Consider the following 24,424-nt stretch of genomic DNA (forward strand, 5'->3'; position numbering starts at 1 on the left):
TGATGCCGGGCCGCGATACCCGTCCCGTCCCGGCCCGTCCCGGCCCGTCCCGGCCCGTCCCGGCCCGTCCCGTCCCGTCCCGGCCCGTGGTCGGTACGGGCCCTCGTCGCGCGGCGCCGCCGGGGCCGCGACGTGCCCCTGCGGAGGCGGCGCGGGGCGCTCCGCCGTGACGGGCGCGCGGTGGCGTGACCGAGCGCACGCGCGGGGGGACCGGCCCGGTTTGACCCTCCAGGCCGCCGCCCCGTAACCTTGACCGTCGGCGTGTCCACTGAACACGCCTACATCCCCGTAAACCTCTCCTCCCGAGCCGCCCCGAGCTGCACGGCGGCAGGGAGAGGTCGCCCGTGCTCCGTGCCGGGCGGCTGGCCTTCGGGGGTGCCGTTTCCGAGCGAGAGAGAGATCCGCGTGTACGCCATCGTGCGCAGCGGCGGTCGCCAGCACAAGGTTGCTGTCGGCGACGTCGTCGAGGTTGACAAGATTTCCACTGCCAAGGTTGGCGACACGGTCGAGCTCTCGACCCTGCTCGTTGTCGACGGCGACTCCGTGACCAGCGACCCGTGGGTGCTGGCCGGCATCAAGGTCCAGGCCGAGGTCGTGGACCACCACAAGGGCCAGAAGATCGACATTCTGCGCTACAAGAACAAGACGGGCTACCGCCGTCGCCAGGGTCACCGTCAGCAGTACACGGCGATCAAGGTCACGTCCATCCCGACGGCCGCGAAGTAAAGAGGGACTGAGCAATGGCACACAAGAAGGGCGCATCGTCCACCCGGAACGGCCGCGACTCCAACGCCCAGCGCCTCGGCGTCAAGCGCTTCGGCGGTCAGGTCGTCAGCGCGGGCGAGATCCTGGTCCGCCAGCGCGGCACCCACTTCCACCCGGGCGCCGGCGTCGGCCGTGGCGGCGACGACACGCTGTTCGCCCTGCAGGCCGGTGCGGTGGAGTTCGGCAGCCACCGCGGCCGCAAGGTCGTGAACATCGTCCCGGTCGCCTGACCGGAACACTCTCGCGAGGCGGACCTCACTTCCCGGTCGGGAAGGCGGGTCCGCCTTTCGCGTGTTAAGCAGTAGACCATCGCGTACGTATCTGGAGGCACCGAACCATGACCACCTTCGTGGACCGCGTCGAACTGCATGTCGCCGCGGGTAGCGGAGGTCACGGCTGTGCCTCCGTACACCGCGAGAAGTTCAAGCCGCTCGGCGGCCCGGACGGCGGCAACGGAGGGCGGGGCGGCGACGTCATCCTGACGGTCGACCAGTCGGTGACCACCCTGCTCGACTACCACCACTCCCCGCACCGCAAGGCCACGAACGGCAAGCCCGGCGAGGGCGGCAACCGGTCCGGCAAGGACGGCCAGGACCTGGTCCTTCCGGTACCGGACGGCACGGTCGTGCTCGACAGGGCGGGCCACGTCCTGGCCGACCTGGTGGGGCACGGGACCTCGTACATCGCCGCGCAGGGCGGCCGGGGCGGGCTCGGCAACGCGGCCCTGGCCTCCGCACGCCGCAAGGCGCCCGGTTTCGCGCTGCTCGGTGAGCCCGGCGACCTGCAAGACGTCGTGCTGGAGCTCAAGACCGTCGCCGACGTGGCTCTGGTGGGGTACCCGAGCGCGGGCAAGTCCTCGCTGATCTCCGTGCTCAGCGCGGCCAAGCCGAAGATCGCCGACTACCCGTTCACCACGCTGGTGCCGAACCTCGGTGTGGTGACCGCCGGCAGCACCGTCTACACCATCGCCGACGTCCCCGGCCTCATCCCGGGCGCCAGCCAGGGCAAGGGGCTGGGCCTGGAGTTCCTGCGGCACGTGGAGCGCTGCTCGGTGCTCGTGCACGTCCTGGACACGGCGACGCTGGAGTCGGACCGCGACCCGCTCTCCGACCTCGACGTCATCGAGGCGGAGCTGCGGCAGTACGGCGGCCTGGACGACCGGCCCCGCATGGTCGTGCTGAACAAGATCGACGTGCCGGACGGCAAGGACCTCGCCGAGATGGTGCGGCCCGACCTGGAGGCGCGCGGCTTCCGGGTCTTCGAGGTGTCGGCGGTGGCGCACCTCGGCCTGAAGGAGCTGTCCTTCGCGCTGGCCGAGCTGGTCGCCGGGGCGCGTGCCGCCAGGCCGCAGGAGGAGGCGACCCGGGTCGTCATCCGGCCCAAGGCCGTGGACGACGCGGGCTTCACCGTCGTACGCGAGGACGTGGGCGGCGAGCCGCTGTTCCGGGTGCGCGGCGAGAAGCCCGAACGCTGGGTCCGCCAGACCGACTTCAACAACGACGAGGCCGTCGGCTATCTCGCCGACCGGCTCAACCGCCTCGGTGTCGAGGAGGAGCTGATGAAGGCCGGAGCCCGGACGGGCGACGGCGTGGCCATCGGCCCCGAGGACAACGCGGTCGTCTTCGACTGGGAGCCCACCGTCATGGCCGGTGCGGAGATGCTGGGACGGCGCGGTGAGGACCACCGCTTCGACGCGCAGCGCCCGGCCGCCCAGCGACGCCGGGACAAGCAGGCCGAACGCGACGACTCCCAGCGCGAGTTCGACGACTTCGAGCCCTTCTAGGGCGTGTTTCGAAAGTCCCGCCTGCCTGGCGGCGTCTGGCACGCACGCTCGCCGCGTTGTCGGGCTCGCCCCGGTACATCCAGTATCGGGGCGACCCTCCGCCTTGCGATCGCACGCACCAGACGCCGCCAGGCCTGCCCTTCGGGCAGACGACGCTACTTTCGAAACACGCCCTAGGGTGCAGAGCCCCGTCCCGGACCCCGGCGGCCCGTGCCGCCTTCCCCGGCCTCCGGCCGCGGGGCGCCCCCTCGGTTCCCTTGCCGAGGGGGCGCTTTGCCGCCCGCGCCTGCGGCCCTGCCGGCCTGATGCCCGTGCCGAGCGGCCGGGCGGGCGAGCGGCCGGGCAGCAGGGAGGCCGGGCGGGCGAGCGACCGAGCGGTCGTGCGGGCGAGCGGCCGGGTGGGCGAGCGGCCGGGTGGGCGCGTGGCCGCGGAATGTCGGTCAGGCACCGGGGCCGTGGCGATTCGGGCCGCATCGCCCCGCCGATTCGGAAGGCCGAAGCCGTACCGTTCCGCGGCGGACGCCGTTACGGAAGCAGCGGGGGAGCTCGGCGGATAGTGACGGCGGAGGTGAATTCGGGCCGCCCCGGTATTCGGAGAACGGGTGGAGCCCTTCCTCCCGGGGCGTGAAGACCTGCCCCTGCGTGCGGGGACGCGGCCGGTGTACGGAGTACCCGAAAGAGAGGCGACGGCCGCGGGCGGCCGGATCGCCGCCCGCGGCCGTGGTGGCCGCCGACGCGGGAAAGCCCCAGGTGGGGCGGCTGAAACGGAAGGGTTCGCAGGGGGGAGTTCCGCGTTCCGCGACGGCTCTATCACGTCACGTAATCGAACATTTGCTGTGGGGCAACTCACGGCAATTCGACGGAACGCACGGTCTTCGCAATCGTCGGACGGGCCGGGTGAATGACAGGTTGCGGACGCATATGCTGTGAAGGTCGTCCGCCTTGCACCGCGGTGACGGACAGTGGGACGATTTCTCGGCTCCCAGCCCTCCCGAGGTAGGTCATCTGTGTCTCAGCACGTAGCCAAGCCCCGTACCACCGCAGTGATCCTGGCCGGTGGCACCGGTCAGCGGGTGGGTCTGTCGATCCCCAAGCAGCTGCTGAAGATCGCCGGCAAGGCAGTCATCGAACACACCCTGACCTCCTTCGAGAAGGCCGATTCGATCGACGACGTCATCGTGCTGATGGCGCCCGGCTACGTGCCCGACATCGAGAAGATCGTCACCCGGGCCGGGTTCAGGAAGGTCCGCCGGGTCATCGAGGGCGGCACCACCCGCAACGAGACGACCGAGCGCGCCATCGACGCCCTGAGCGAGGGACTGGCCGAGGGCGAGGACCTCAACGTCCTGTTCCACGACGCGGTACGCCCGCTGCTGTCGCAGCGCGTCATCGACGACTGCGTCGCGGCGCTGGAGCGGTACCAGGCCGTCGACGTGGCCATCCCGTCCGCGGACACCATCATCGTGACCCGTACGCACGGCGAGGACGGGGAGTTCATCACCGAGATCCCGGACCGCTCGCGGCTGCGTCGCGGGCAGACCCCGCAGGCCTTCAAGCTGTCCACGATCCGGCACGCCTACGAGATCGCCGCGGGCGACCCGCACTTCCAGGCCACCGACGACTGCTCCGTCGTACTGAAGTACCTGCCGGACGTCCCGATCCACGTCGTCGCGGGCGACGAGTACAACATGAAGGTCACCCAGCCGGTCGACGTCTTCATCGCCGACAAGCTGTTCCAGCTCGGTTCCACCGCCGCGCCGGCGCAGAACGGCGAGGAGGACTACCGCGCGCTGCTCACCGGCCGGACCGTCGTCGTCTTCGGCGGCTCGTACGGGATCGGGAGCGACATCGCCAAGCTCGCCGAGTCCTACGGCGCCACCGTGTACGCGCTCGGCCGCTCCACCACCGGCACCCACGTGGAGAACCCCGAGGACGTCGACGGGGCGCTGTCCCGGGCCCACGCCGAGACCGGGCGGGTCGACTACGTCGTCAACACCGCGGGCGTGCTGCGCATCGGCCGGCTCGCCGAGACCGACAACGCCACCATCCAGGAGGCGCTGAAGGTCAACTACCTCGCCCCCGTGCAGATCGCCCGATCCGCGTACAGGTACCTCGCCGAGACCAAGGGCCAGCTGCTGCTGTACACCTCCAGCAGCTACACCCGCGGCCGCGCCGAGTACAGCCTGTACTCCTCGGCCAAGGCCGCCATGGTGAACCTCACCCAGGCCCTCGCGGACGAGTGGGTGGCCGAAGGCGTCCGCGTGAACTGCATCAACCCGGAGCGGACCGCCACGCCGATGCGCACCAAGGCCTTCGGGCGGGAACCGGAGGGCAGTCTGCTCTCCTCCGAGGCCGTCGCCCGCACCTCGCTCGACGTGCTGCTCTCCGAGCTGACCGGGCACGTCATCGACGTACGGCAGCAGGATCCGACGGCGTCCGCGGGCCGGGCCTCCGGCTTCGAGCAGGCGCTGGCCAGCGTGCTGGACCGGCAGGACGGCATGGCATAATCGCGTTCAAATAGCCTTCTGCTATTCAGGCCTCTGTGAATGTCCGCTCGGGGAGCATTCACAGAGGCCTGAATACGTAAAATTAAGAAAAATGTCACGTGATGTTCTTCTGACTTTTGCGGGCGGGTGGCTGAGGTCGACGATTGCAGGACTCTTCACCATCGGTATCCCATAGAGCAGGTTTTCCGTGATATCCACCGCTATTCGCGTCGCCCGGGTCGGCAGCGCGGCCGAACTGGCCGCCGCCGCCCTGCTGACGCTGGGCTTCCCGGCACTGCTGGTGGCCGCGCTCGTCCCGAGCGTGCCCGCTTTCGTGACCGCGGCCGCCGTGACGTACGCGGCGGACCACTATCTGCACCACAAGGGCAGCTATCTGATCAGCCGCCTCAGCAAGGTGCGCGCGGGCGTCTCCATCCGCTTCCTGGTCAGGCAACTGCTGCTGGTGCTGCTGCTCGCCCGGATGGGTCTCTCGGAGAGCGCCGTCTTCTACAGCGCCGTCGCCTGCTTCGCGACGTTCTTCGGCCTCCAGGCCCCGCACGGCGCACTGATCACCCTGATCCGCAACCGGCGCCGCCTGCCCGTCGTCACCCGCAACATCGACCTCGCCGCGCGCATCCGCATCCCCGACGCCCCGCCGCGCGCACTGCTGCACCGCCCCACCGAGAAGATGCTCCACCTCGACCTGTTCGCGGTCACCGGGATACTGCTCACCACGATCACCGACTCCGACCTGTACGGCTTCGTCGGCATCGCCCTCACCCTCGCCCTCGGCACCGCCTACGTCCTCGCCCTCGCCCCGTACGTGCGCGGCGACCGCATCCCGCCCAGCGCCGAGCAGGTGCTGGCCGCCGTGGACGACTGGCTCCGCTCCCACCGGCCCGAGACGCTGCTCTACTTCTCCGGCTCCAAGGACTCCGCCTACCAGGTCAACATGTGGCTGGAGACCATGGAGCAGCTGGACTCCACCCCGCTGATCATCCTGCGCGAGCGCCCGATACTGGAGCGGCTGGCGCCCACCACCGTGCCCGTCCTGTGCGTGCCCGGCGGAGTGCACCTGATGAACCTGGACCTCTCCACGGTGCGGGTCGCGCTCTACGCGGCGAACGTCGGCAAGAACATCCACCTGCTGCGCGTTCCCACCATGAAGCACGTGTTCGTCGGCCACGGCGACAGCGACAAGATCGCCAGCGTCAACCCCTTCAGCAAGGTCTACGACGAGGTGTGGACCGCGGGGCGGGCCGGCCGCGACCGGTACGCCATCGCCGACGTCGGTGTGCGCGACGAGGACATCGTCGAGGTCGGCCGCCCCCAGCTGGCGTCCATCCGGACCCGGCAGGGGACGGGGCCGGCGGACCCGGGCGACGGCGCGGGCCCCGGCCGCGAGGACGGACGCGAAGCCGGCCGCGAGGGCGGCGGCCCCGACGGCTGCGTTGGTTCCGGTGGTTCCGGTGGTTCTGGCGGTTCCGGTGGCTCGGGTGACTCCGGTGGTGCCGGAGCCGCCGGCGACCTCGGCGGCTTCGGCGGCGAGGGCGGGCGCTGTCCCACCGTCCTGTACGCGCCCACCTGGGAGGGCTGGGACGACAACCCCGGCAACACCTCGCTCGTGCTGGCCGGCGAGAACATCGTCGACGCGCTCGTACAGGCCGACCCGCCCGTCCGCGTGCTCTACAAGCCGCACCCCTTCACCGGCACGGTCAGCGCCCAGGCCAAGGCCGCCCACCTGCGGATCACCGCACGCGTCGAGCAGGCGGCCGCCCGGCGCGCCGCCGCGGCGACCGCCGCGGGCGTCGGTGCCGATCCGGACGCCCTGGCCCGCGCCCGGGAGGAGCTCGCCCGGATCGAGGCACGGCTCACCGAGCTGACCGGCGACACCGAGTCCCGCGACGAGGCCGAGGCCACCCGGGACGGCCTCGTCGACGTCGGCCGGCACCAGGAGATCGCCCGGCTGCGCGCCGAGTGGAACGAGGCGTACTGGCGCTCGTTCCCCCACTGGGAGCACCGCGTCGTCACCGGCGCCGAGCCTCACCTGTACGACTGCTTCAACGTCTCCGACGCGCTGGTCTCCGACATCTCGTCCGTCGTCTCCGACTTCATCGCCAGTGGCAAGCCCTACGCCGTGACGGACTCCGCCGCCCTGGGCGCGGACGAGTTCAAGCGGCAGAACACGGCCGTACGGGCCGCGGTGATCCTCACCAACGACGCCACGGAACTGGGCGGACTGCTGGACGCCGTCCGCGACCCGGCCACGGACCCGCTGGCCGCCGAGCGCGACGCCCTCAAGCGCTATCTGCTCGGGCCGGACGAGCCCAGGTCCATCGACCGGTTCAACGCGGCCGTCGCGGACCTCGCGCTGAAGGCGGACACCCGGAACCTGGGGCAGTCGGCGCGGGCCGCGGCCGAGGAGAGCGGTGCTCCCGCCGAGATGGCCGACGTCGTCACCGTCCGCCGCCGCCCCAGGCCGGAGGGACCCGCCCCGCGGTGAACCGCGCACGGCGGTGCCCCCTACCTTCTTCGCAGAGCCAGGTTCGGGCTCGTGGCCTCCGGGGCCCGGTCCGAGCAGCGGTCCGGCTCGCGGGCCCGACCCGGAGCGCCGGGCCCGCGGGTGCCGTGGCAGCGGGGCGGCGGCCGGAGCGACCGGGGTACCCGGGTGCCCGGGTGCCCGTGGCGGCGAGAGCGTGCCCGGCGGGTGGGGTTCCGGGCGGTGGAACGGGCGCGCGTGACGCGCCCCCTTCGCGTACATTGCGGGCGGGCCGTGGTGCGCGGGTCACGACGGCCGGACCTCAAGAGGGCCGCGACCGGCGGGCCGTCCGGGCGGCCCGTCCGCCCGGAGCGGTACGCGTCGATGTGAGGGGATGGAGCAGCAGGTGGCAGGGGCAAGGCAGGGCGTGCGCGAGGCCCACAGGATCGTCGTCAAGGTGGGTTCCTCGTCGCTGACCACCGCCTCCGGCGGGCTCGACGCCGACCGGGTCGACGCACTGGTCGACGTCCTCGCCAAGATCCGCAGCGGGGGAGAGCGGGAGATCGTCCTCGTCTCCTCCGGCGCCATCGCGGCCGGGCTCGCCCCGCTCGGCCTGCGCCGGCGCCCCCGGGACCTGGCCCGCCAGCAGGCCGCCGCCAGCGTCGGCCAGGGGCTGCTGGTCGCCCGGTACACGGCCTCCTGCGCCCGCTACGGCGTCCGCGTCGGGCAGGTGCTGCTCACCGCCGACGACATGAGCCGCCGCGCCCACCACCGCAACGCCTCCCGCACCCTGGACAAGCTCCTCGCGATGGGCGCGCTGCCGATCGTCAACGAGAACGACACCGTCGCCACCGACGAGATCCGGTTCGGCGACAACGACCGCCTCGCCGCTCTCGTGGCCCACCTGGTACGGGCCGACCTGCTGGTTCTCCTCTCCGACGTGGACGGCGTCTACGACGGCGACCCCGGCAGGCCGGGCACCTCCCGGATCGCCGAGGTCCGCGGCCCCGCCGACCTGGCGCACGTCCAGATCGGCAGCACGGGCAAGGCGGGCGTCGGCACCGGGGGCATGGTCACGAAGGTCGAGGCGGCCGGGATCGCCGCCGCCGCGGGCGTTCCCGTCGTGCTGACCAGCGCCGTGCACGCCGCCGACGCCCTCACCGGTCAGGACACCGGCACCTACTTCCACCCCACCGGCCGGCGCTCCGCCGACCGCCTGCTGTGGCTCCAGCACGCCTCCGCGCCGCAGGGCGCGCTCACCCTCGACGACGGGGCCGTACGTGCCGTCGTCGAACGCCGCAAGTCCCTGCTGCCGGCCGGTATCGCCGCGGTCGAGGGCGACTTCACCGCGGGTGACCCCGTAGAACTGCGGGACGGGCGGGGACACCCCGTCGCCCGCGGACTCGTCAACTTCGACGCCAAGGAGATCCCCCGCCTGATCGGGCGCTCCACGCGCGAACTCGCCGCCGAACTGGGGCCCGCGTACGAACGCGAGGTCGTACACCGGGACGACCTCGTCGTGCTGCACCCGTAAAGACCCGAAACGTCCGCCCCCGGTGGGGGACGTTCCGTAAAACCGCCCCGCAGCGGCTTGCGGCCTGCTCAACTTTGCTTCAAGGACGTGTTCCGGGCGCACCTGTCCGTCCGGGCACGGCAAGGCTGCTGGGGTGCTGCTCGGTCGTTGCCGGGGCGGCGTCCGGGCACTGCGGACGAGGAGGCCGTCGTGAGCCGAGTGCGCCCAGGGGCGGCGGCGTCCCGTGCGACCGGCGGGGAGCGGGTCCTGACCAGCGTCGCGGCCGGCGACCGCTACGAGGCCGAGGAGGCACCCCCGCTGCCCCGGCTCTGGCACGTCACCCTCAGCGTCTCCGGCGCGGCGGCCCCGCTGGCCGAGGTGCGCCGGGCCCTGGAACAGCTCGCCCACGACCATCCCTTCCTGCTGACCAGCCGGTACGCCGACGACCACGCCGAGATCCGCTACTGGGAGGAGGCCCGCGACCTGCACGACGCCGCGGCTGTCGCCCTGCGGCTGTGGGGCGAGCACCGGCAGACCGCCGGACTCCCGCCCTGGGAGATCGTCGGCCTGGAGGTCATCGACCGCGACACCTACCACCAGCGCATCGCGGAGGGCTACGGCCCGCCGCCCGCCACTCCGGTGGGCGTGCATCCCTACTGAGCCGGTCGCGGCCCGCCCTTCCCGGCCCGCCGCGTCCGGCTGCGCCTGTCGCGTCCGGCGGTGACCTGCCGTGCATGCCGCGTCCGGCCGGGTCTGCCGGGTCTGCCGGGTCTGCCGCGGCTGCCGGGCCTGCCGGGCTCGGCCCCGGCGGGCTCCGACCGCGCGGCCCCGCACCGGAACGGGCCACGGCCGGCCCGGCGGAGTCCCCGCTCGGCAGGCCTCCGTCCGGCAGGCCCGCGCCGCACGGGCCCGGGCCCGACGGCGGGACCGCCCCGGCCCGGCCGGGGGAGTCGTCCGCACCGGGGAGCCGCCCGAACAGGTGTCTCGGGCAGTGGGACGCCCCCGGGGGCGGTGAGCCGGGCGGACTACCCTTTGCCCATGACCACGCTCTCCCCGTACGACTCCATGTCCCCGGTCACCCAGGCCGCCTACCGGGCCAAGGCCGCTGCCGCCGACATCGCACCGCTGCCGCGGGCCGCGAAGGACGACGTGCTGCTCGCCATCGCGGACGCCCTGGAAGTCCGTACGACCGAGATCATCGAGCACAACGCCAAGGACGTGGCCGCCGCCCGCGAGGCCGGGACCAGCGAGTCCGTCATCGACCGGCTCACCCTCACCCCCGAGCGGGTGCGGGCCATCGCCTCCGACGTGCGGGACGTCGTCGCCCTGCCCGACCCGGTCGGCGAGGTCGTCCGCGGCTCCACCCTCCCCAACGGCATCGACCTGCGGCAGGTCCGCGTCCCGCTCGGCGTCGTCGGCATCATCTACGAGGCCCGGCCCAACGTCACCGTGGACGCCGCCGCCCTCTGCCTGAAGTCGGGCAACGCGGTCCTGCTGCGCGGCTCCGCCTCCGCCTACGCGTCGAACACCGCCCTCGTCCGGGTGATCCGCGACGCCGTCGGCGGGGCCGGACTGCCCGCCGACGCCGTCCAGCTCGTGCCCGGCGAGAGCCGCGACAGCGTCCGCGAGCTGATGCGCGCCCGTGGTCTCGTCGACGTGCTCATCCCGCGCGGCGGGGCCTCCCTGATCCGGACGGTCGTCAACGAGTCCACCGTCCCCGTCATCGAGACCGGCACCGGCAACTGCCACGTCTACGTCGACGCGCACGCCGACCTCGACATGGCCGTCGACATCCTGATCAACTCCAAGGCCCAGCGGGTCAGCGTCTGCAACGCGGCCGAGACCCTCCTCGTCCACCAGGACATCGCCCCCGAGTTCCTGCCGCGCGCCCTGGACGCCCTCGCGGAGGCCGGAGTGACCGTGCACGGCGACGAACGCGTCCTGGCCCACGCCAAGGACTCGCGCGCCACCGTCGTGGAGGCGACCGCGGAGGACTGGGAGACCGAGTACCTGTCCTACGACATCGCCGTCGCGGTCGTCGACTCGCTGGACCGGGCGGTCGAGCACATCCGGCTGTGGACCTCCGGGCACACCGAGGCCATCGTCACGACCTCGCAGCAGGCGGCCCGCCGCTTCACCCAGCTGGTCGACTCCACCACCGTCGCCGTCAACGCCTCCACGCGCTTCACCGACGGCGGCCAGTTCGGCTTCGGCGCCGAGATCGGCATCTCCACGCAGAAGCTGCACGCCCGCGGTCCGATGGGCCTGCCGGAGCTGACCAGCACGAAGTACATCGTCACCGGCGACGGCCACATCCGCCGCTGACCCCGCCCCGGCCGGCCGTCCGCCGCCGCCCACAGGGCCGCCCACAGGGCCGGCCGCAGCGCCGGCGCGGCGACCGGAAGGGCGCGCCGGCTCGCGCTGCCCGGCGCGGTAACCCGTTGTGCCGTCGTACGGCCCGGCACGGCACCCCGCCGTGTCGTCGTACGGCCCGGCACGGCACCCCGCCGTGTCGTCGTACGGCCCGGCACGGCACCCCTCCATGCCGTCGCGCTGCCCGGCGCGGCACCCCGCCGTGTCGTCGCACCGCCCGGGTACGTCCCGTGAGCGGGTGATGCTCCGCCGTGCGGTGCACCCCACCGGATGCCGCCGGCTCCCCGGCACGTCCTCCGGCCGCAGGGCCGACGGCGCATCCCGGCCCACGCCACGGCGGCCTGCCGCCGCCCCCGGGCTCAGGGCCGTCCGGGAGCGGGGCCCGGCCGGGTCGGCCGGGCGCACGGCGGACGGCGGGGCCCGGCGCGGCAGGCGGCCCCGTCCGGCCGGTCGGGACGGGGGTCGCCTGCGGCCCGCACCGGTGCGCCGGTTCCCTGCCCCGTCCGGCGGATAATTTCCATACCGTCTGCCCAAAATGACCCCTCAGGTCTACGCTGGACCCGTGCCGGAGGACGTGGGGGGCACGCCGTTCTCGGACGGCCGGGAGCCCGACGACGACCACGACCACGGGGTGTCGGACGAAGAGTTCGCCTCCGTGGTCTTCGACGAGGCCTTCGTGCAAGCGGCGCGGATACACGAGCCGACCGCCGTCGAACGCCTCCTGGCCGCTGCGCAGGCCAGAGCCGAGGCCTCCGAAGCCGAAGCCCGCCGCGCCCGCCGCGGCGGCGACCCCTACGACGGCCACGGCCCGGACGGACGAGGATCCGGATTCGGCCATGATCCCGACCTCGGTCACGAGGACGACGCCGACCTCCCCGACGGCCACTACGACGCCGCAGGGCCCTTCGGCGGGCCCGTCCGCTGGCACCGGCCCGTCGCCTGGGTGCTCGCCCTCATGATGGGCGTCGGCATGGTCGTGCTCGCCTTCGCGGCCGTCTACCGGGGCGCGTCCTCGGGCCGCCAGGACCACACCCCGCCGCCCGCCACCACTGAACTGGAGCAAGGAGGCACAACTTCTCCGCCCCCCTCCGCCGACCACTCCCTCCCCGCCGTGTCACTGGTCCCGCAGAGCCCCTGAAACCCGCACGGCACACCGCCGCCGCCGGTTGTCGAGCCCCCTCACCGGCCCCTGGCCGTGCCCCGAGTCCAGGTGCGAACCTGCCGGAACTTGTCCCGCAACAGCGCGTTTACCGCGGCTCGCGGAGACCTACCCTGAAGGTATGGGAGGGCCAGGAGAGCCACCGGAAGGCACCCCCGACGGCGCCCCCGGCGGTGCAGAGGACGAGTACCGGTCCGTCGTCTTCGACGAGTCGTTCGTCCGCGCTGCGCGCCTCCAGGAGTTCTCCGCGCAGGAGCGAATAGCCGACCACACGCCCGCCGTGCGGAGCCGCCCGCCGCTGCGCAAGGGGCTGTCCCGGCAGGCACTCATCCTCGTCATGCTCATCGCCCTGGCCTTCGGCACCGCGATCTACATGGGCGTACGGCATCCGTACCAGTCGCCGCAGGCCGCCGCGCCGACCGCTGAGCCCCTGCACATGACCGTCGTACCGCTCGCCCCGAAGGACGCTGTGCCCGGCGCCGCCGACCCGGCCGACCTGTACGCCCACAGCCCTGCCGCCTCCTACCGCGTCGGCGCCGAGGGCATCCCCCTGCCGGCCGCCCGGCGGACCGCGAACTTCTCCGAGAGCCAGGTCGTCACCGCCCTGACCACCGCCAAGGACTACCTCGTCCGCTCCTCCCTCTATCCCGAGGTGCTCACCGGAGAGCAGGTCCGGCCGGTGCGCCTGCTCGTCGCCACCGACCAGCTCGACCAGTTCGACGAGAGCTTCGCGCACCCCGCCGCCGACGGCCTGCACACCCCCACCGGGTGGCTGGTCCGCTTCGACCCCTCCGCCACCGAGCTGGCCGACCGCGGCATCCGCGTCCGGGGCAGCCTGCACGCCGCCGAGACCGACTCCGACACCCTGGAGGTCACCGCGGACCACACGTTCGTGTACGCCCTGCGGCCGGCCGGGTCACCGGACGACGCCCCCGCCTCGCTGTTCACCCTGCGCCGCGAGGTCCGCTTCCACTTCGACCGCGACGACCTGCGCCTGCACCAGGCCCAGCTGGTGGCCTCCTCCCTCCAGGCCGGGCCGCTGTCGTGTGCCGCCGACGCGACCAACCATCTGCGCCCCCTCCTGGCCGGGCAGACCGCCGGGTCCGAGACCCCCGCGAGCACCAACCCCTTCGCCACGCGCGAGGTGGCCGCACTGTGCGGGACTCTCGCCGAGGAGGCGCAGCCGAAGCTCTGAGGCCCGCGGAGGGCCCGGGGTTCAGTTCTCGTCTCGCGGGGGCCGGTCCTGCGGCGGGCCGTCCGAGGAGCCGTCAGCCCCGGCCGAACCGTCACCGGAACCCGAACCCCTGCCCGGGCCGGAGTCCGTGCCGGAACCCCCGCCGGAGCCCGCGCCGGAACTCCCGCCGGAGCCCGCGAACCCGCTGAAGCCGCGCCGGACCCGGCTGCCGAGGTCGCCCGCGCCGCCGGCTATGTCGGACACGAGCTTCATCAGCGGGTCCTTGGAGTTCTTCACATGCCCCGCATAGCTCGACGCCGACTCGCGGAAGGAGTCACTGACCGAGGTGTCCTTGTCCTCGCCGCGCCGCGGGTAGTGCCCGTCCATGATCCGCTGGTAGTCGCGGGACGCGGCCCACTTCTTCAGCTCGCCGGCCCGCACCGCCGCGAAGGGGTGGGTGCGCGGCAGCATGTTGAGGATCTTCAGGACCGAGTCGCGCAGGTCGCCGCCCGCTTCGTACTCCTCGGCCTGCTCCAGGAACGCGTCCACGTTCATCTCGTGCAGGTGGTTGCCGCCGGCGAGCTTCATCAGACCGCGCATGGAGGCCTGCAGATCCTGGCCCACCAGCAGCCCCGCCCGGTCCGCGGACAGCTCCGACTTGCGGAACCACTCCCGCAGCGCCGTCACGATCGCCATGATCGCGACATTGCCGAGCGGGATCCACGCCACCCGCAGGGCGAGGTTCGTCAGGAACAGCAGGATGGTCCGGTAGACCGCGTGCCCGGACAGCGCGTGACCGGTCTCGTGGCCGATCACCGCCCGCATCTCCTCCTCGTCGAGCAGCTCGACCAGCCCGGTGGTGACCACGATGATCGGCTCGTCCAGGCCGATGCACATCGCGTTCGGCTGCGGGTCCTGGGTGACGTACATCGGCGGGACCTTCTCCAGGTCCAGGATGTAGCAGGCGTCCCGCAGCATGTCGTTGAGGTGCGAGAACTGCCGGTCGGAGACCCGGACGGAGTCGGACAGGAACAGCAGCCGCAGGCTGCGCTCGGGCAGCAGCCCGCTCAGCGCCTTGAAGACGGTGTCGAATCCGCTCAGCTTGCGCAGCGCCACCAGCGCGGAGCGGTCCGCGGGGTGCTCGTACGCCCGGGACGAGATCTCCGGGAAGCGCCGGCGCTGCCGGCTCGGCACGTGCTCGTGCTCGTGCCCGTGGTGCTGGTCGCGGTCGTCGGCCATGTCTTCCCCCAGTGCGTACGTGCGAGCGTGCCTGTCTGCGTGTGTGTGCGTGTGTGCGCCTGCTCCGCCGGGTGTCCCGCCGCCCTGGGCACGGCCCGGCCGTGCCCCCGGGACAGCGCCCAGCCTAGGCCGGGCTACCGTGGTCGGGCAGCACAGCGAACGGAGTCCAGCGTCATGGAACACAGCCCTTCAGCCGCCTGGCTCACCCAGGCCGCCGTTGCCGCCGAGCGTCAGGGGGCGGGGGATCTGCTCCGGGTCGTACTGATCGTGATGGTCGTCGGATGCGTGCTGGCCGCCTGGTTCCTGCTTCGCGGCTACAAGAGGAAAGACGACTGACGGCTCCCCCGAGTTCCGCGGCCGGATCTCCGGAACCCCGACCTTTCCCCTACGTGCTTCCCCCGATGTCCCCACGGCGGAGTCGGCGTGAGCGGCGCGGAGCCGCCCGCTTACGATGGGCCGACATCTTTATCCCGCCCACACCGGATTGGTCCTGCCGAAGATGAGCCTCCACAGCGCCGCCGCCCAGTTGGTCACCCTCGCCGCCGAGGGCGAGGAGCACGGCGGAAACCACGAAAGCCTCAACCCCTACCTCACCGGGGGCGGAGCGTTCGTCATCCTGCTGCTGCTCCTGTGGGTCACCACCCGCTTCAACCGCGACCGCTGAACGCGCCACGGCGCGGCGCCGCGGGCACCGGGGGAGCTGACCGCCGGGGCGCACGGACCGGGCCGGTAGGGTCTGCACGCATGGGAGAGCAGGACATGCCTACCGGTCCGGCGCACGACCCGGCGCGGGATCCGGCGCACGACCCGGCGCACGGCCAGGGCGACGCCCCGGTCACGGCCGACGCCCGGGCCACGGACGACGCTCCGGCCGCCGGCCACCCCCCGGCCCGGCTGCGCGCCGAGGGCCCCGGCCAGGGCCCGGCGCACCCCGGCAAGCGCCGGCTCGGCGTGATGGGCGGAACGTTCGACCCGATCCACCACGGGCACCTGGTGGCCGCCAGCGAGGTCGCCGCGCAGTTCCACCTCGACGAGGTGGTCTTCGTCCCCACCGGCCAGCCCTGGCAGAAGAGCCACCGCAAGGTCTCCCCGGCCGAGGACCGCTACCTGATGACGGTCATCGCCACCGCCGAGAACCCGCAGTTCTCGGTCAGCCGCATCGACATCGACCGCGGCGGCCCCACCTACACCGTGGACACCCTGCGCGACCTGCGCGTCCTCAACCCGGACACGGACCTCTTCTTCATCACCGGTGCCGACGCCCTTTCCCAGATCCTCACCTGGCGGGACGCCGCCGAGCTGTTCTCCCTGGCACACTTCATCGGGGTCACCCGGCCGGGCCACCACCTGGCGGACCCGGGTCTGCCGGAGGGCGGCGTCTCCTTCGTCGAGGTGCCCGCCCTCGCCATCTCCTCCACGGACTGCCGTGCGAGAGTCGCCAACGGGGACCCCGTCTGGTACCTGGTGCCGGACGGAGTCGTGCGCTACATCGCCAAACGAGAGCTGTACCGCGGCGAGTGAGCCGAGAGGGGGCACCGGTGAACGACCGATACGACGCTGGCCACGGGGGCGAGGGGTACGAGCTCGTCGGCTACGACGAGTACGGCCGGCCTGTGTACCGGCAGGTCCACCCGCAGCAGCCGACCGGGCAGTCCTACGACCCCTACGCACAGCAGGGCCACGGCTACGACCCCTACGCGACGAGCGCCCAGCATCCGGCCCCGCCGTACGACGCCTACGACGCCCACAACGTCCACGACGCCCACGACGTCCACAACGCCTACGACGCCTACGACGTCCACGACGCTCATAACGCCTACGACACCGCCCGGCAGCCGCCCCCGTCCGCACCCGGCCCCTACGACTCGTACGGGACCCACGACCCCTACGGCGCCGCCCAGGCCGGGACTCCGGGCACGGCGCCCGGCGCGTCCTACCAGCCGTACGCCCCGCCCGGGGCGCCCGCGTCCGGGCAGCAGGCCCCCGGACGGCAGGCGCCGGGCGTGGCGGAGCAGACCGCCTACATCCCGCAGCAGGCGGCGCCCGTCCACGAGCCCGGGCCCGCCGCGCACACCGGCACCTGGGACGTCCCGGACGCCGCCCCGGACGCCCCGGACGCCGCCCCGGACGCCCCGGACGCCCCGGACGCCGCGGCGCGCTCCGCCGCCGCGCGGACGGCCGGCGGCAGCGGGGACCGGGACTACCGCACGGAGCAGTTCGCCTTCGTCGAGGAGCCCGACGGGGACTCCGAGGACGTCATCGACTGGCTCCAGTTCACCGAGAACCGCACCGAGCGGCGTGAGGAGGCCAGGCGCCGGGCGCGCAGCCGTGTCGTCGCCCTCGTCGTCGTGCTCGCCCTGGTCGCGGCCGGCGGGGTCGGCTACCTCTGGTACGCCGGGAAGCTCCCCGGCCTCTCCTCACCGGACGGCGGCAAGGGCGCCGGGGTCGCCGCCGCCGCGCAGAAGCGCGACGTGATCGTCGTCCACCTGCACCACACGAAGAAGGGCGGCACCTCCACGGTGCTGCTGGTCGACAACACCACCACCCGGCAGGGCACCACCGTCCTGCTGCCCAACTCCCTCGCCCTGACCGCCGAGGACGGCTCCGCCACGACGCTCGCCGACTCGGTCGAGGACGACGGCTCCGCCGGCACCCGCGAGGCGCTGGACACCGTCCTCGGCACCAGCATCCAGGGCACCTGGCGGCTGGACACGCCCTATCTGCAGGTCCTCGTCGACCTGGTCGGCGACATCGACGTCGACACCGACACCGACGTGCCCGACCCGTCCGCCAAGGCCAAGGGCGCGGCCCCCCTGGTGCATCAGGGTGAGGACCAGACCCTGAGCGGCAAGACGGCCGTCGCCTACGCCACCTACCGCGCCCCGGGTGAGGACGAGAACGCCCAGCTCCAGCGGTTCGGCCAGGTCATGCAGGGCGTGTTGCGCAAGATCTCCTCCGACCCGCAGGCCGCGACGGTCACCGTGCAGACGCTCGCGCAGATCCTCGACCCCTCCCTGAGCGACAGCGACCTCGGGGCCTTCCTCGCCGGGCTCTCCGAGCTGGCCAAGGGCGGTGACCACAAGACGGCGCTGCTGCCGGTCCGCGGCGACGGCACCCTCGATGCGAAGGCCAGCTCCAGCGTCGTCAAGGACATCCTCGGCGGCACCGCGAAGAGCCCCGCGGAGGACGCCGCCGTGCGCGTCTCGGTCCGCGACGCCAGCGGCACCGAGGCCCGCTCCGGCAAGGCCCGCGTCGTCCTGCTGAACGGCGGCTTCACCTTCCTGGACGGCGGTACGGCCGACAGCGCCGAGAGCCGCTCCCAGGTGCTCTACGCCGAGGCGGCCGACCGGGAGAACGCCATCGAGGTCGCCAAGACGCTCGGCCTGCCCACCGACTCCGTCGCCCGGGGAGAGGTCTCGGCCAACGCGAACGTCACCGTGGTCCTCGGCCAGGACTACGCCCCCGAGTCCTCCTAGGGCGTGGGGGGCCGTCGGCGGTCCGTGAGACCCTTGGGGGCAAGTGCCCGCCGACGGAAAGCCACGTAGTGACCGCCACCGACCGCTCCATCGAGCTCATCACCACCGCCGCCCAGGCGGCCGCCGACAAGCTCGCCCACGACGTCATCGCGTACGACGTCAGCGACGTGCTGTCGATCACGGACGCCTTCCTGCTGGCGTCCGCGCCCAACGACCGCCAGGTCAAGTCGATCGTCGACGAGATCGAGGAGCGGCTCCTCAAGGAGCTCGGCGCCAAGCCGGTGCGCCGCGAGGGCGACCGCGAGTCCCGCTGGATCCTGCTCGACTACGTCGACATCGTGGTGCACGTCCAGCACAGCGAGGAGCGCGTCTTCTACGCCCTGGAGCGGCTCTGGAAGGACTGCCCCGAGCTGGAGCTGCCCGCCGACGCCAAGGCCACCCGCGGCAGGGCCGAGGAGCACGCCCGGCTGGCGGCCGCCGAGGACGCGGCCGAGGCGGGCGGTGAGCGGCGATGACCACCCCGGGCCCCGGCCGGGCACCGGGACGCGGCCGCCGCATCATCCTGTGGCGGCACGGCCAGACCTCCTGGAACGTGGAGCGCCGTTTCCAGGGCACCACCGACGTCGAGCTGACCGAGGCCGGTGTCGCCCAGGCCCGCCGTGCCGCGCGGCTGCTGGCCTCCCTCCAGCCGGACGCGATCGTCGCCTCCGACCTGCGGCGGGCCGCGGACACGGCCGCGGAGCTGGCCGCGCTCACCGGCCTGGACGTCACCCGGGACGAGGGGCTGCGGGAGACGTACGCGGGTGTCTGGCAGGGCCTGACGCACGACGAGATCATCGCCCGGTACGGCGAGGAGTACGCCGCCTGGAAGCGTGGTGAGCCGGTGCGCCGGGGCGGCGGCGAACTGGAGGCCGAGGTCGCCGACCGGGCCGGCCCCGTCGTGCTGCGGCACGCCGAGAAGCTGCCCGAGGACGGCACGCTCGTCGTGGTCAGCCACGGCGGCACCATCCGGACCACCATCGGCAGGCTGCTCGGCCTGGAACCGCACAGCTGGGAGAGCCTCGGCGGCCTCTCCAACTGCTGCTGGTCCGTGCTCGGCCAGGGCGCCCGCGGCTGGCGACTGCTGGAGCACAACGCCGGCACCCTGCCCGAGCCGGTCCTCGGCGACGACGACTGAGTCCCCGACCCCGCCCGCGACCCCGCCGGACCCGGATTTCACTTTCCGGCAGGTCGCAGGCTAGAGTTCTTCTTGTTCGCCCCGCCGAGCGGGAAGAACGCGAGGGGCTATAGCTCAGTTGGTAGAGCGCCTGCATGGCATGCAGGAGGTCAGGAGTTCAATTCTCCTTAGCTCCACGCAAGGACAGTCTGCCGGACTGTCAGAGAGCAGTGACCGAGGATCCCGTCCCCGTTGGGGGCGGGATTTTTCGTAGGCCGCGCAGGGAGCGCTCCCGTAACTCGGCGGCCGGCCCCCCGTGATGCCGGCTCGGTCCCGTCCCGGCTGTGCCGTACGGACGGCGACGGACTCCCGGAACCGGGTGCGGGCCGACCGCCCGGCCCGGCCGGCGCACCCCTGTCACGGCCCTCGGACGGACCGGCGCGGAACCGGCTTGAGTCGCTCGACGCCCACAGGCGTATACCTCTCCGGAGGCGCGGTGGGCATCCGGGTGCGTGCAGGCCGGGGAGGGTGGCGGCCGTGTCCGGACCGGTACGACGGCGTCGCTGACCGTATTGGTCCGGCCGTGGCAGAATCAGACGGCCGGAAGGGAGCGCGGCCCTACGGGAGGGAGTGGCGATGCCTGCGAGCATCCTCGACGGGGAGGTCGGCGGCCTCTTCGTCGGAGCGGCGTTGATACGGAGAACGGCCACCCGGCTCAGCTGCCCTTCCTGCGGTTCCGCGCACGTCGCCCAGGTGCTCGGCGACAACGGCGGGATCTCCTACGTGTGCACGGCCTGCGGCCACAGCTGGAGCTGATCGATGGGTGCACACAGGCGGAAGTGCGACTGGTGCGGCAGCGGCACGCCGATCGTCCGCGACATGGAGCCGCTGAACCCCGACTACCAGTACTGGTGCGAGGAGTGCGCGCGGGCGCTGATCATAAAGGGCGACCCGATCGAGACCTACCGGGAACTGGAGGGAGAGCCGATCTACGGCCGCCTCCTGGAGGAGCACTGCACCCTCAAGCGGTTCTACTCGTTCGTCACGGCCTGAGGCCGGGCCGGGGCCCGGTGCGGTGGGGCCGGACCGTCCGCGCAGGCGGTGCCGGCGGTGCGCCGCTGCCGGCCGGGCCGACCGCGCCGCGCGGGACACATGGGGTGCAACGGCGCAGGGCCGAAACGATTTGGTGTTCCACCCGGGGGACCGTGTAATGTTCTCCGTGTCGCCGCGAGGGAAACCCCGAAGGGAACCGGGCGGACGGCACTTCGCAGGGGGCTATAGCTCAGTTGGTAGAGCGCCTGCATGGCATGCAGGAGGTCAGGAGTTCAATTCTCCTTAGCTCCACAGCAGATCCCGCCGGATCAGGAATGATCCGGCGGGATTTTCCGTCTGCGCTGCCTGCGGACGCGGGGGCGTCCGGCCCGCCGGACACCGCGCGGCGGCCGGCCATCGCGGGACGGCCGGCCGCGGGGGCGCTCAGCGGCCCAGCGCGCGGCGGCCGCGGCCCTGGGACAGCACCGGCAGGTTGTTGCGCGGGGGAGCCTGTCCTCGCGTGTCCTCCTCGATGCGCAGGGCGAGCGCGGGGCAGCGGCGCACCGCGCGCAGGGCCTTGGCCTCCGCGTAGCGGGGCACGGCGGCCTGGGCGACCGTCGGGAAGCCGTCGGCGCCCAGCTCGAAGACCTCGGGCAGGATGTCCGCGCACAGCCCGTGGCCCCGGCACAGCGTCCAGTCGACGAAGATCTTCTGACGGCTGGGGCCGTTCTCCTCGTCCTCGCCGCCACCGGGGATGCCCGTAGGGGCCCGGCCCCCCTCGAAGAGCGGCAGCACACCCGCGACGGGGCGTCCGCAGCCGTTGCCCAGGACGTGCGCCGCGAGGTCGTCGGTGAACGCCTTCACCGTCGACTCCAGGAACATCGCCGAGCCGTCCGGGTGCGAGCAGGCCCCGCGCCGCTTCACATTCCGTGCGACCTGTTTCACCGCCTCCAGCGCCGCCGGGCCGCCGCCGTTGAGGATGTCCTCCAGCCCGCGTGCGGCGGCCGGCAGGCCGAGGTAGCAGGGGCCGCACTGTCCCGCGCTCTCCTCCGCCAGCCACTGCGCCACCCGCAGTGACTCGCCCAGCGGGCAGGTCTCCTGGCTGATCGGCAGGATGGCGCCGGCGCCCAGCGAACCTCCCACCGCGTCGAGGGAGTTGCGCGAGACGATCGCCTCGTTGACGGTCGCGGCGTCGATCCACTTGCCGTGGTAGCCGCCGGTGAGCACGCCCTGCGGGACGGGCGGGGCGCCCGCCAGCTGAAGGACGTAGCGCAGCGGCACCCCCGAGGGGACCTCGATCACCATGGGCCGGGCCACCGCGCCGGACACGGTCAGCAGAACCGTGCCCGGCTCGTCGTACAGGCCCGTGTTGCGGTAGCGCTCCGGGCCGATGCGGGCGGCGATGGCCAGCTGGGCGAACGTCTCGGCGTTCGACAGCAGGGTGGGCGCGCCGCCCACGCCGGTCTTCGAGGCACTGATCTTGCGGCCGGGCGGGATCGCCGGGCCGCCGTCGATGGAGCGGATCAGCGAGGCGGCGGCCCCGGTGACCATGCGGACCGGATTGCGCTGCACACGCGCGCGCAGCGCCGATCTTCGCCCGTTGGTCAGGCCCCGCTCGGCGAGCGCGGCCTCCATCGAGCGCTGGGTGGACTCGCGGGTGACCCCGACGACGAGCGTCCGGGCGCCGAGGGCCTCCGCGGCCAGCAGCGCGCCGTCCAGGATCAGGTGCGGAGCACGGTTGATCAGCACCGTGTCCTTGCGGCAGGCCGGCTCGTCCTCACTGCCGTTGACGACCACGACCGGCCTGACGCCGCGCCGGATCGCCGATTCGGCGACCGAGCGCAGCTTCTTGTGGAAGGGGAAGCCCGCGCCGCCGCGGCCCCTGAGGTTGATGCTTTCGGCGAGCTGGGCGAGCTGCTCGCCGCCCGTCGGCTCGAGCGGCCCGTGCACCTTCAGGTGCATGGGCAGGTCGAGCCGTTCGACAAGGTCGAAGCCAGACGTGAGCTGCGGGAGTCCGACGACGCGGACTTCCGGGACGTCGGGCAGGGCCTCGTTCACTTAAAGCCTCCGGAGGGCGTGTTCCAAGGTTCGCCCGAACCCGGTGCCTCGTAGTCGGAGGAGACACCGGGGAATGGTTCTGTGGCGGGACCGCTGTTGTACGTGTCACCCGAGTGGTACGTGCCGTAGAGGGTGTTCGACTCATTCGTGTCGTACACGTCACGTGAACCGTAGGCGCCGGTGTCCGGAGTGCCATAGGCCGGGATGGTGTATCCCGTGTCGCTGAGCGGGTCGTAGGCCGACGGCGGGGCCTCGCCGACCGGGGGCGGCGACGGGATCGGCCAGCTGCCCGACGGGCTGTCCACGCGGGGCAGCGGCCCCGTGGCGTGGACGCCGGACTCGACCGGGGGCTGGACGGTGGGCTGGACGCCGGACAGGTCCATCCGCGCGGTCTGGCCGGCGGTGAAGGAGTCCTCCGCACGCGGGGGCTGCGACACCGCCCGGTAGGCGGCCGCGAAGCCGTTCGCCGGCTCGGCGGGCGCCTCGTAGGCCTCGGCGGACTGCCGCTGCGGGGGCACGCCGCCGCCCCGGCCCGCCGACGCGAACTCCGCCGTCCTCGTCCGGCTCGCGTCGAGTTCCTCCCGGCCCGGCTGCTCCTCACCGCCGAGCAGGGCGGCGGCCCGGTCGGCGATCTTGCGCTTGACCGGGCGGGGGGCGGCACGCAGGGCCACCGCGGCCATCACGCCGAGCACGGACAGGCCGTAGAGGATCACGAACACCGGCTTCGCGGCGCGGCCGGCGTACAGGCCGTGCACCAGAGCCGCGCACCAGGCGGGGTAGGCCAGCATGTGCATGGCCCGCCAGCGGGCGGCGACGGGGGCGGGGGAGGCGAAGGCGCTGCGCAGCGCGCCCGTCACGCCCACGAAGATCATCATGAGGCCGGCCAGCGAGCCCAGACCGATCAGGCCCTCGCTGCCGGTGACACCGAGCGCGAAGGGGACCACCGCGCCGACGAGTTCCACGTGGTCGAGCGCGACCTTGGTGGTGATGTGCAGCAGCAGGAACGCGATCGAGGCGACCGCGGTGGTCCGGTGCACCGCCTGGCCCACGATCCGCTGCCGGGTGCGCAGGACGATCCGGTCCTGGGCGACGAGCCCCCAGATCACCGAGCAGCTGAGCGAGACGAGGGACAGCACGCCGGCGCCGAAGTTCAGGAAGTCCCGGACCCTTTCACCTCCCACGAGGACGACCAGGGGTATCAGGAGCAGAGCGGCAGCCGTCGCGGCCCCATAGGCCGAGCGGCCGGTCCTGGGGAGCGAGCTGGTACTGCGTCGAGGGTTCATGGGGCAACTCCGAGCGGTTCGGGAAAGCGGTCCCGGGGCCGCACTCTAAGTGGCTGCATACCGGAGAGTACGAGGTTTGAGTTATTGCGTTGTTATCAAAGGACAATCGGCTCGTTGCGATGCCCCGTTAATGGGTGTTACGCGAAGTAATTTCTGACTATGGTTCAGGATCGGGCGGTGCCGACCGGTTGGCGTGTGTGACGCGGGAGGCGTCGCGCGGGGGCTGGACCGCCGCCTGCCGCAGGCCCGGTCCGGTGACGCGGCGTGCGGACGGGATGACGCCACGTGCCGGACAGGGAGGGCGGTGAGCTGCGCCGGAACGGGAGGCGGCGAGTGCCCGGGCGGCGCGCCGGGAGGGGCGGCGGGCCGCCATGGGACGGCCGGCAGGCCCCGGACCGCGGTGACACGGCGTACCGGAGGGGTTGTGGAAGGCCGTCGCACCGCGCTC

At 72.8% G+C, this 24,424-nt stretch carries 21 protein-coding genes and 2 tRNA genes; 20 read left to right on the forward strand and 3 right to left on the reverse strand.

The window, feature by feature from the left end; all coding sequences use genetic code 11:
* Positions 1-405 precede the first annotated feature (405 nt).
* The 10 genes from rplU to AC5K6T_RS03235 all read left to right on the forward strand — a co-directional run bounded on the left by rplU (position 406) and on the right by AC5K6T_RS03235 (position 13,753).
* Positions 406-726 carry a 50S ribosomal protein L21 gene (gene rplU / locus AC5K6T_RS03190; protein ID WP_493205406.1) on the forward strand — a complete coding sequence of 107 codons (321 nt, stop codon included), beginning with the start codon at positions 406-408 and terminating at the stop codon, positions 724-726.
* Between the two features lie 14 nt (positions 727-740).
* Entirely contained in the window at positions 741-995 is a 255-nt protein-coding gene (gene rpmA / locus AC5K6T_RS03195) for a 50S ribosomal protein L27 (protein ID WP_365884299.1), read from the forward strand.
* Between the two features lie 107 nt (positions 996-1,102).
* The gene (obgE, locus tag AC5K6T_RS03200; protein WP_493205409.1) at positions 1,103-2,548 is read left to right on the forward strand and encodes a GTPase ObgE; all 1,446 of its coding nucleotides are present in this window, start codon (positions 1,103-1,105) and stop codon (positions 2,546-2,548) included.
* Positions 2,549-3,555: 1,007 nt separating this feature from the next.
* A complete protein-coding gene (locus AC5K6T_RS03205) occupies positions 3,556-5,055 on the forward strand; it encodes a D-ribitol-5-phosphate cytidylyltransferase (RefSeq protein ID WP_493205411.1) in 1,500 nt (499 codons plus the stop codon).
* A 187-nt stretch (positions 5,056-5,242) separates the two neighbouring features.
* Entirely contained in the window at positions 5,243-7,537 is a 2,295-nt protein-coding gene (locus tag AC5K6T_RS03210) for a hypothetical protein (RefSeq protein ID WP_493205412.1), read from the forward strand.
* 382 nt (positions 7,538-7,919) lie between these two features.
* Positions 7,920-9,047, forward strand: a complete 1,128-nt coding sequence (gene proB / locus AC5K6T_RS03215; RefSeq protein ID WP_493205414.1) for a glutamate 5-kinase — start codon at positions 7,920-7,922, stop codon at positions 9,045-9,047.
* A gap of 198 nt (positions 9,048-9,245) precedes the next feature.
* Positions 9,246-9,686 carry a DUF8830 family protein gene (locus AC5K6T_RS03220; RefSeq protein ID WP_493207308.1) on the forward strand — a complete coding sequence of 147 codons (441 nt, stop codon included), beginning with the start codon at positions 9,246-9,248 and terminating at the stop codon, positions 9,684-9,686.
* 378 nt (positions 9,687-10,064) lie between these two features.
* Entirely contained in the window at positions 10,065-11,351 is a 1,287-nt protein-coding gene (locus AC5K6T_RS03225; protein ID WP_493205416.1) for a glutamate-5-semialdehyde dehydrogenase, read from the forward strand.
* Positions 11,352-11,961: 610 nt separating this feature from the next.
* Positions 11,962-12,537, forward strand: a complete 576-nt coding sequence (locus tag AC5K6T_RS03230) for an SCO2584 family spore wall biosynthesis protein (RefSeq protein ID WP_493205418.1) — start codon at positions 11,962-11,964, stop codon at positions 12,535-12,537.
* 142 nt (positions 12,538-12,679) lie between these two features.
* Positions 12,680-13,753, forward strand: a complete 1,074-nt coding sequence (locus tag AC5K6T_RS03235) for an SCO2583 family membrane protein (RefSeq protein WP_493205420.1) — start codon at positions 12,680-12,682, stop codon at positions 13,751-13,753.
* A 21-nt stretch (positions 13,754-13,774) separates the two neighbouring features.
* Here AC5K6T_RS03235 and AC5K6T_RS03240 read toward each other — a convergent pair whose 3' ends face one another.
* Positions 13,775-14,971 carry a M48 family metallopeptidase gene (locus AC5K6T_RS03240; RefSeq protein WP_493205422.1) on the reverse strand — a complete coding sequence of 399 codons (1,197 nt, stop codon included), beginning with the start codon at positions 14,969-14,971 and terminating at the stop codon, positions 13,775-13,777.
* Between the two features lie 174 nt (positions 14,972-15,145).
* On the opposite strand from AC5K6T_RS03240, the gene AC5K6T_RS03245 reads away from it, so the two are divergent.
* The 10 genes from AC5K6T_RS03245 to AC5K6T_RS03290 all read left to right on the forward strand — a co-directional run bounded on the left by AC5K6T_RS03245 (position 15,146) and on the right by AC5K6T_RS03290 (position 20,947).
* A complete protein-coding gene (locus AC5K6T_RS03245) occupies positions 15,146-15,307 on the forward strand; it encodes a hypothetical protein (protein WP_493205424.1) in 162 nt (53 codons plus the stop codon).
* A gap of 163 nt (positions 15,308-15,470) precedes the next feature.
* Positions 15,471-15,635, forward strand: coding sequence for a hypothetical protein (locus AC5K6T_RS03250; protein WP_493205426.1), 165 nt, complete (start codon positions 15,471-15,473; stop codon positions 15,633-15,635).
* A gap of 80 nt (positions 15,636-15,715) precedes the next feature.
* The gene (gene nadD, locus AC5K6T_RS03255) at positions 15,716-16,492 is read left to right on the forward strand and encodes a nicotinate-nucleotide adenylyltransferase (RefSeq protein WP_493205427.1); all 777 of its coding nucleotides are present in this window, start codon (positions 15,716-15,718) and stop codon (positions 16,490-16,492) included.
* A gap of 17 nt (positions 16,493-16,509) precedes the next feature.
* Positions 16,510-18,447, forward strand: coding sequence for an LCP family protein (locus AC5K6T_RS03260; protein WP_493205429.1), 1,938 nt, complete (start codon positions 16,510-16,512; stop codon positions 18,445-18,447).
* A 68-nt stretch (positions 18,448-18,515) separates the two neighbouring features.
* Positions 18,516-18,962 carry a ribosome silencing factor gene (gene rsfS / locus AC5K6T_RS03265; RefSeq protein ID WP_493205431.1) on the forward strand — a complete coding sequence of 149 codons (447 nt, stop codon included), beginning with the start codon at positions 18,516-18,518 and terminating at the stop codon, positions 18,960-18,962.
* Positions 18,959-19,624, forward strand: coding sequence for a histidine phosphatase family protein (locus tag AC5K6T_RS03270; RefSeq protein ID WP_493205433.1), 666 nt, complete (start codon positions 18,959-18,961; stop codon positions 19,622-19,624). Before rsfS ends, AC5K6T_RS03270 begins: the two co-directional genes overlap by 4 nt.
* A gap of 103 nt (positions 19,625-19,727) precedes the next feature.
* Positions 19,728-19,800: transfer RNA gene (locus AC5K6T_RS03275), tRNA-Ala, on the forward strand.
* A 439-nt stretch (positions 19,801-20,239) separates the two neighbouring features.
* Positions 20,240-20,419: a hypothetical protein gene (locus tag AC5K6T_RS03280; protein WP_493205435.1), complete on the forward strand. Its 180-nt coding sequence runs from the start codon at positions 20,240-20,242 to the stop codon at positions 20,417-20,419.
* 3 nt (positions 20,420-20,422) lie between these two features.
* Entirely contained in the window at positions 20,423-20,656 is a 234-nt protein-coding gene (locus AC5K6T_RS03285; RefSeq protein WP_019523121.1) for a hypothetical protein, read from the forward strand.
* A 218-nt stretch (positions 20,657-20,874) separates the two neighbouring features.
* Positions 20,875-20,947 (forward strand) — tRNA-Ala (locus AC5K6T_RS03290).
* Positions 20,948-21,079: 132 nt separating this feature from the next.
* Here the strand turns inward: AC5K6T_RS03290 and AC5K6T_RS03295 are convergent.
* Entirely contained in the window at positions 21,080-22,693 is a 1,614-nt protein-coding gene (locus AC5K6T_RS03295; protein ID WP_493205438.1) for an NADH-ubiquinone oxidoreductase-F iron-sulfur binding region domain-containing protein, read from the reverse strand.
* A complete protein-coding gene (locus AC5K6T_RS03300; RefSeq protein WP_493205440.1) occupies positions 22,690-23,976 on the reverse strand; it encodes a cytochrome b/b6 domain-containing protein in 1,287 nt (428 codons plus the stop codon). The genes AC5K6T_RS03295 and AC5K6T_RS03300 overlap by 4 nt, the downstream gene beginning before the upstream one ends.
* Positions 23,977-24,424 lie beyond the last annotated feature (448 nt).

The organism is Streptomyces sp. B8-7 (genome assembly GCF_058833805.1).

Excerpts from the sequence above, each read along its gene's own strand:
- rpmA (WP_365884299.1), top strand. The coding sequence starts at position 741 with ATGGCACACAAGAAGGGCGCATCGTCCACCCGGAACGGCCGCGACTCC.
- obgE (WP_493205409.1), top strand. The coding sequence starts at position 1,103 with ATGACCACCTTCGTGGACCGCGTCGAACTGCATGTCGCCGCGGGTAGC.
- AC5K6T_RS03225 (WP_493205416.1), top strand. The coding sequence starts at position 10,065 with ATGACCACGCTCTCCCCGTACGACTCCATGTCCCCGGTCACCCAGGCC.
- AC5K6T_RS03235 (WP_493205420.1), top strand. The coding sequence starts at position 12,680 with ATGGGAGGGCCAGGAGAGCCACCGGAAGGCACCCCCGACGGCGCCCCC.
- AC5K6T_RS03240 (WP_493205422.1), bottom strand. The coding sequence starts at position 14,971 with ATGGCCGACGACCGCGACCAGCACCACGGGCACGAGCACGAGCACGTG.
- AC5K6T_RS03245 (WP_493205424.1), top strand. The coding sequence starts at position 15,146 with ATGGAACACAGCCCTTCAGCCGCCTGGCTCACCCAGGCCGCCGTTGCC.
- AC5K6T_RS03250 (WP_493205426.1), top strand. The coding sequence starts at position 15,471 with ATGAGCCTCCACAGCGCCGCCGCCCAGTTGGTCACCCTCGCCGCCGAG.
- nadD (WP_493205427.1), top strand. The coding sequence starts at position 15,716 with ATGGGAGAGCAGGACATGCCTACCGGTCCGGCGCACGACCCGGCGCGG.
- AC5K6T_RS03270 (WP_493205433.1), top strand. The coding sequence starts at position 18,959 with ATGACCACCCCGGGCCCCGGCCGGGCACCGGGACGCGGCCGCCGCATC.
- AC5K6T_RS03280 (WP_493205435.1), top strand. The coding sequence starts at position 20,240 with ATGCCTGCGAGCATCCTCGACGGGGAGGTCGGCGGCCTCTTCGTCGGA.
- AC5K6T_RS03285 (WP_019523121.1), top strand. The coding sequence starts at position 20,423 with ATGGGTGCACACAGGCGGAAGTGCGACTGGTGCGGCAGCGGCACGCCG.
- AC5K6T_RS03300 (WP_493205440.1), bottom strand. The coding sequence starts at position 23,976 with ATGAACCCTCGACGCAGTACCAGCTCGCTCCCCAGGACCGGCCGCTCG.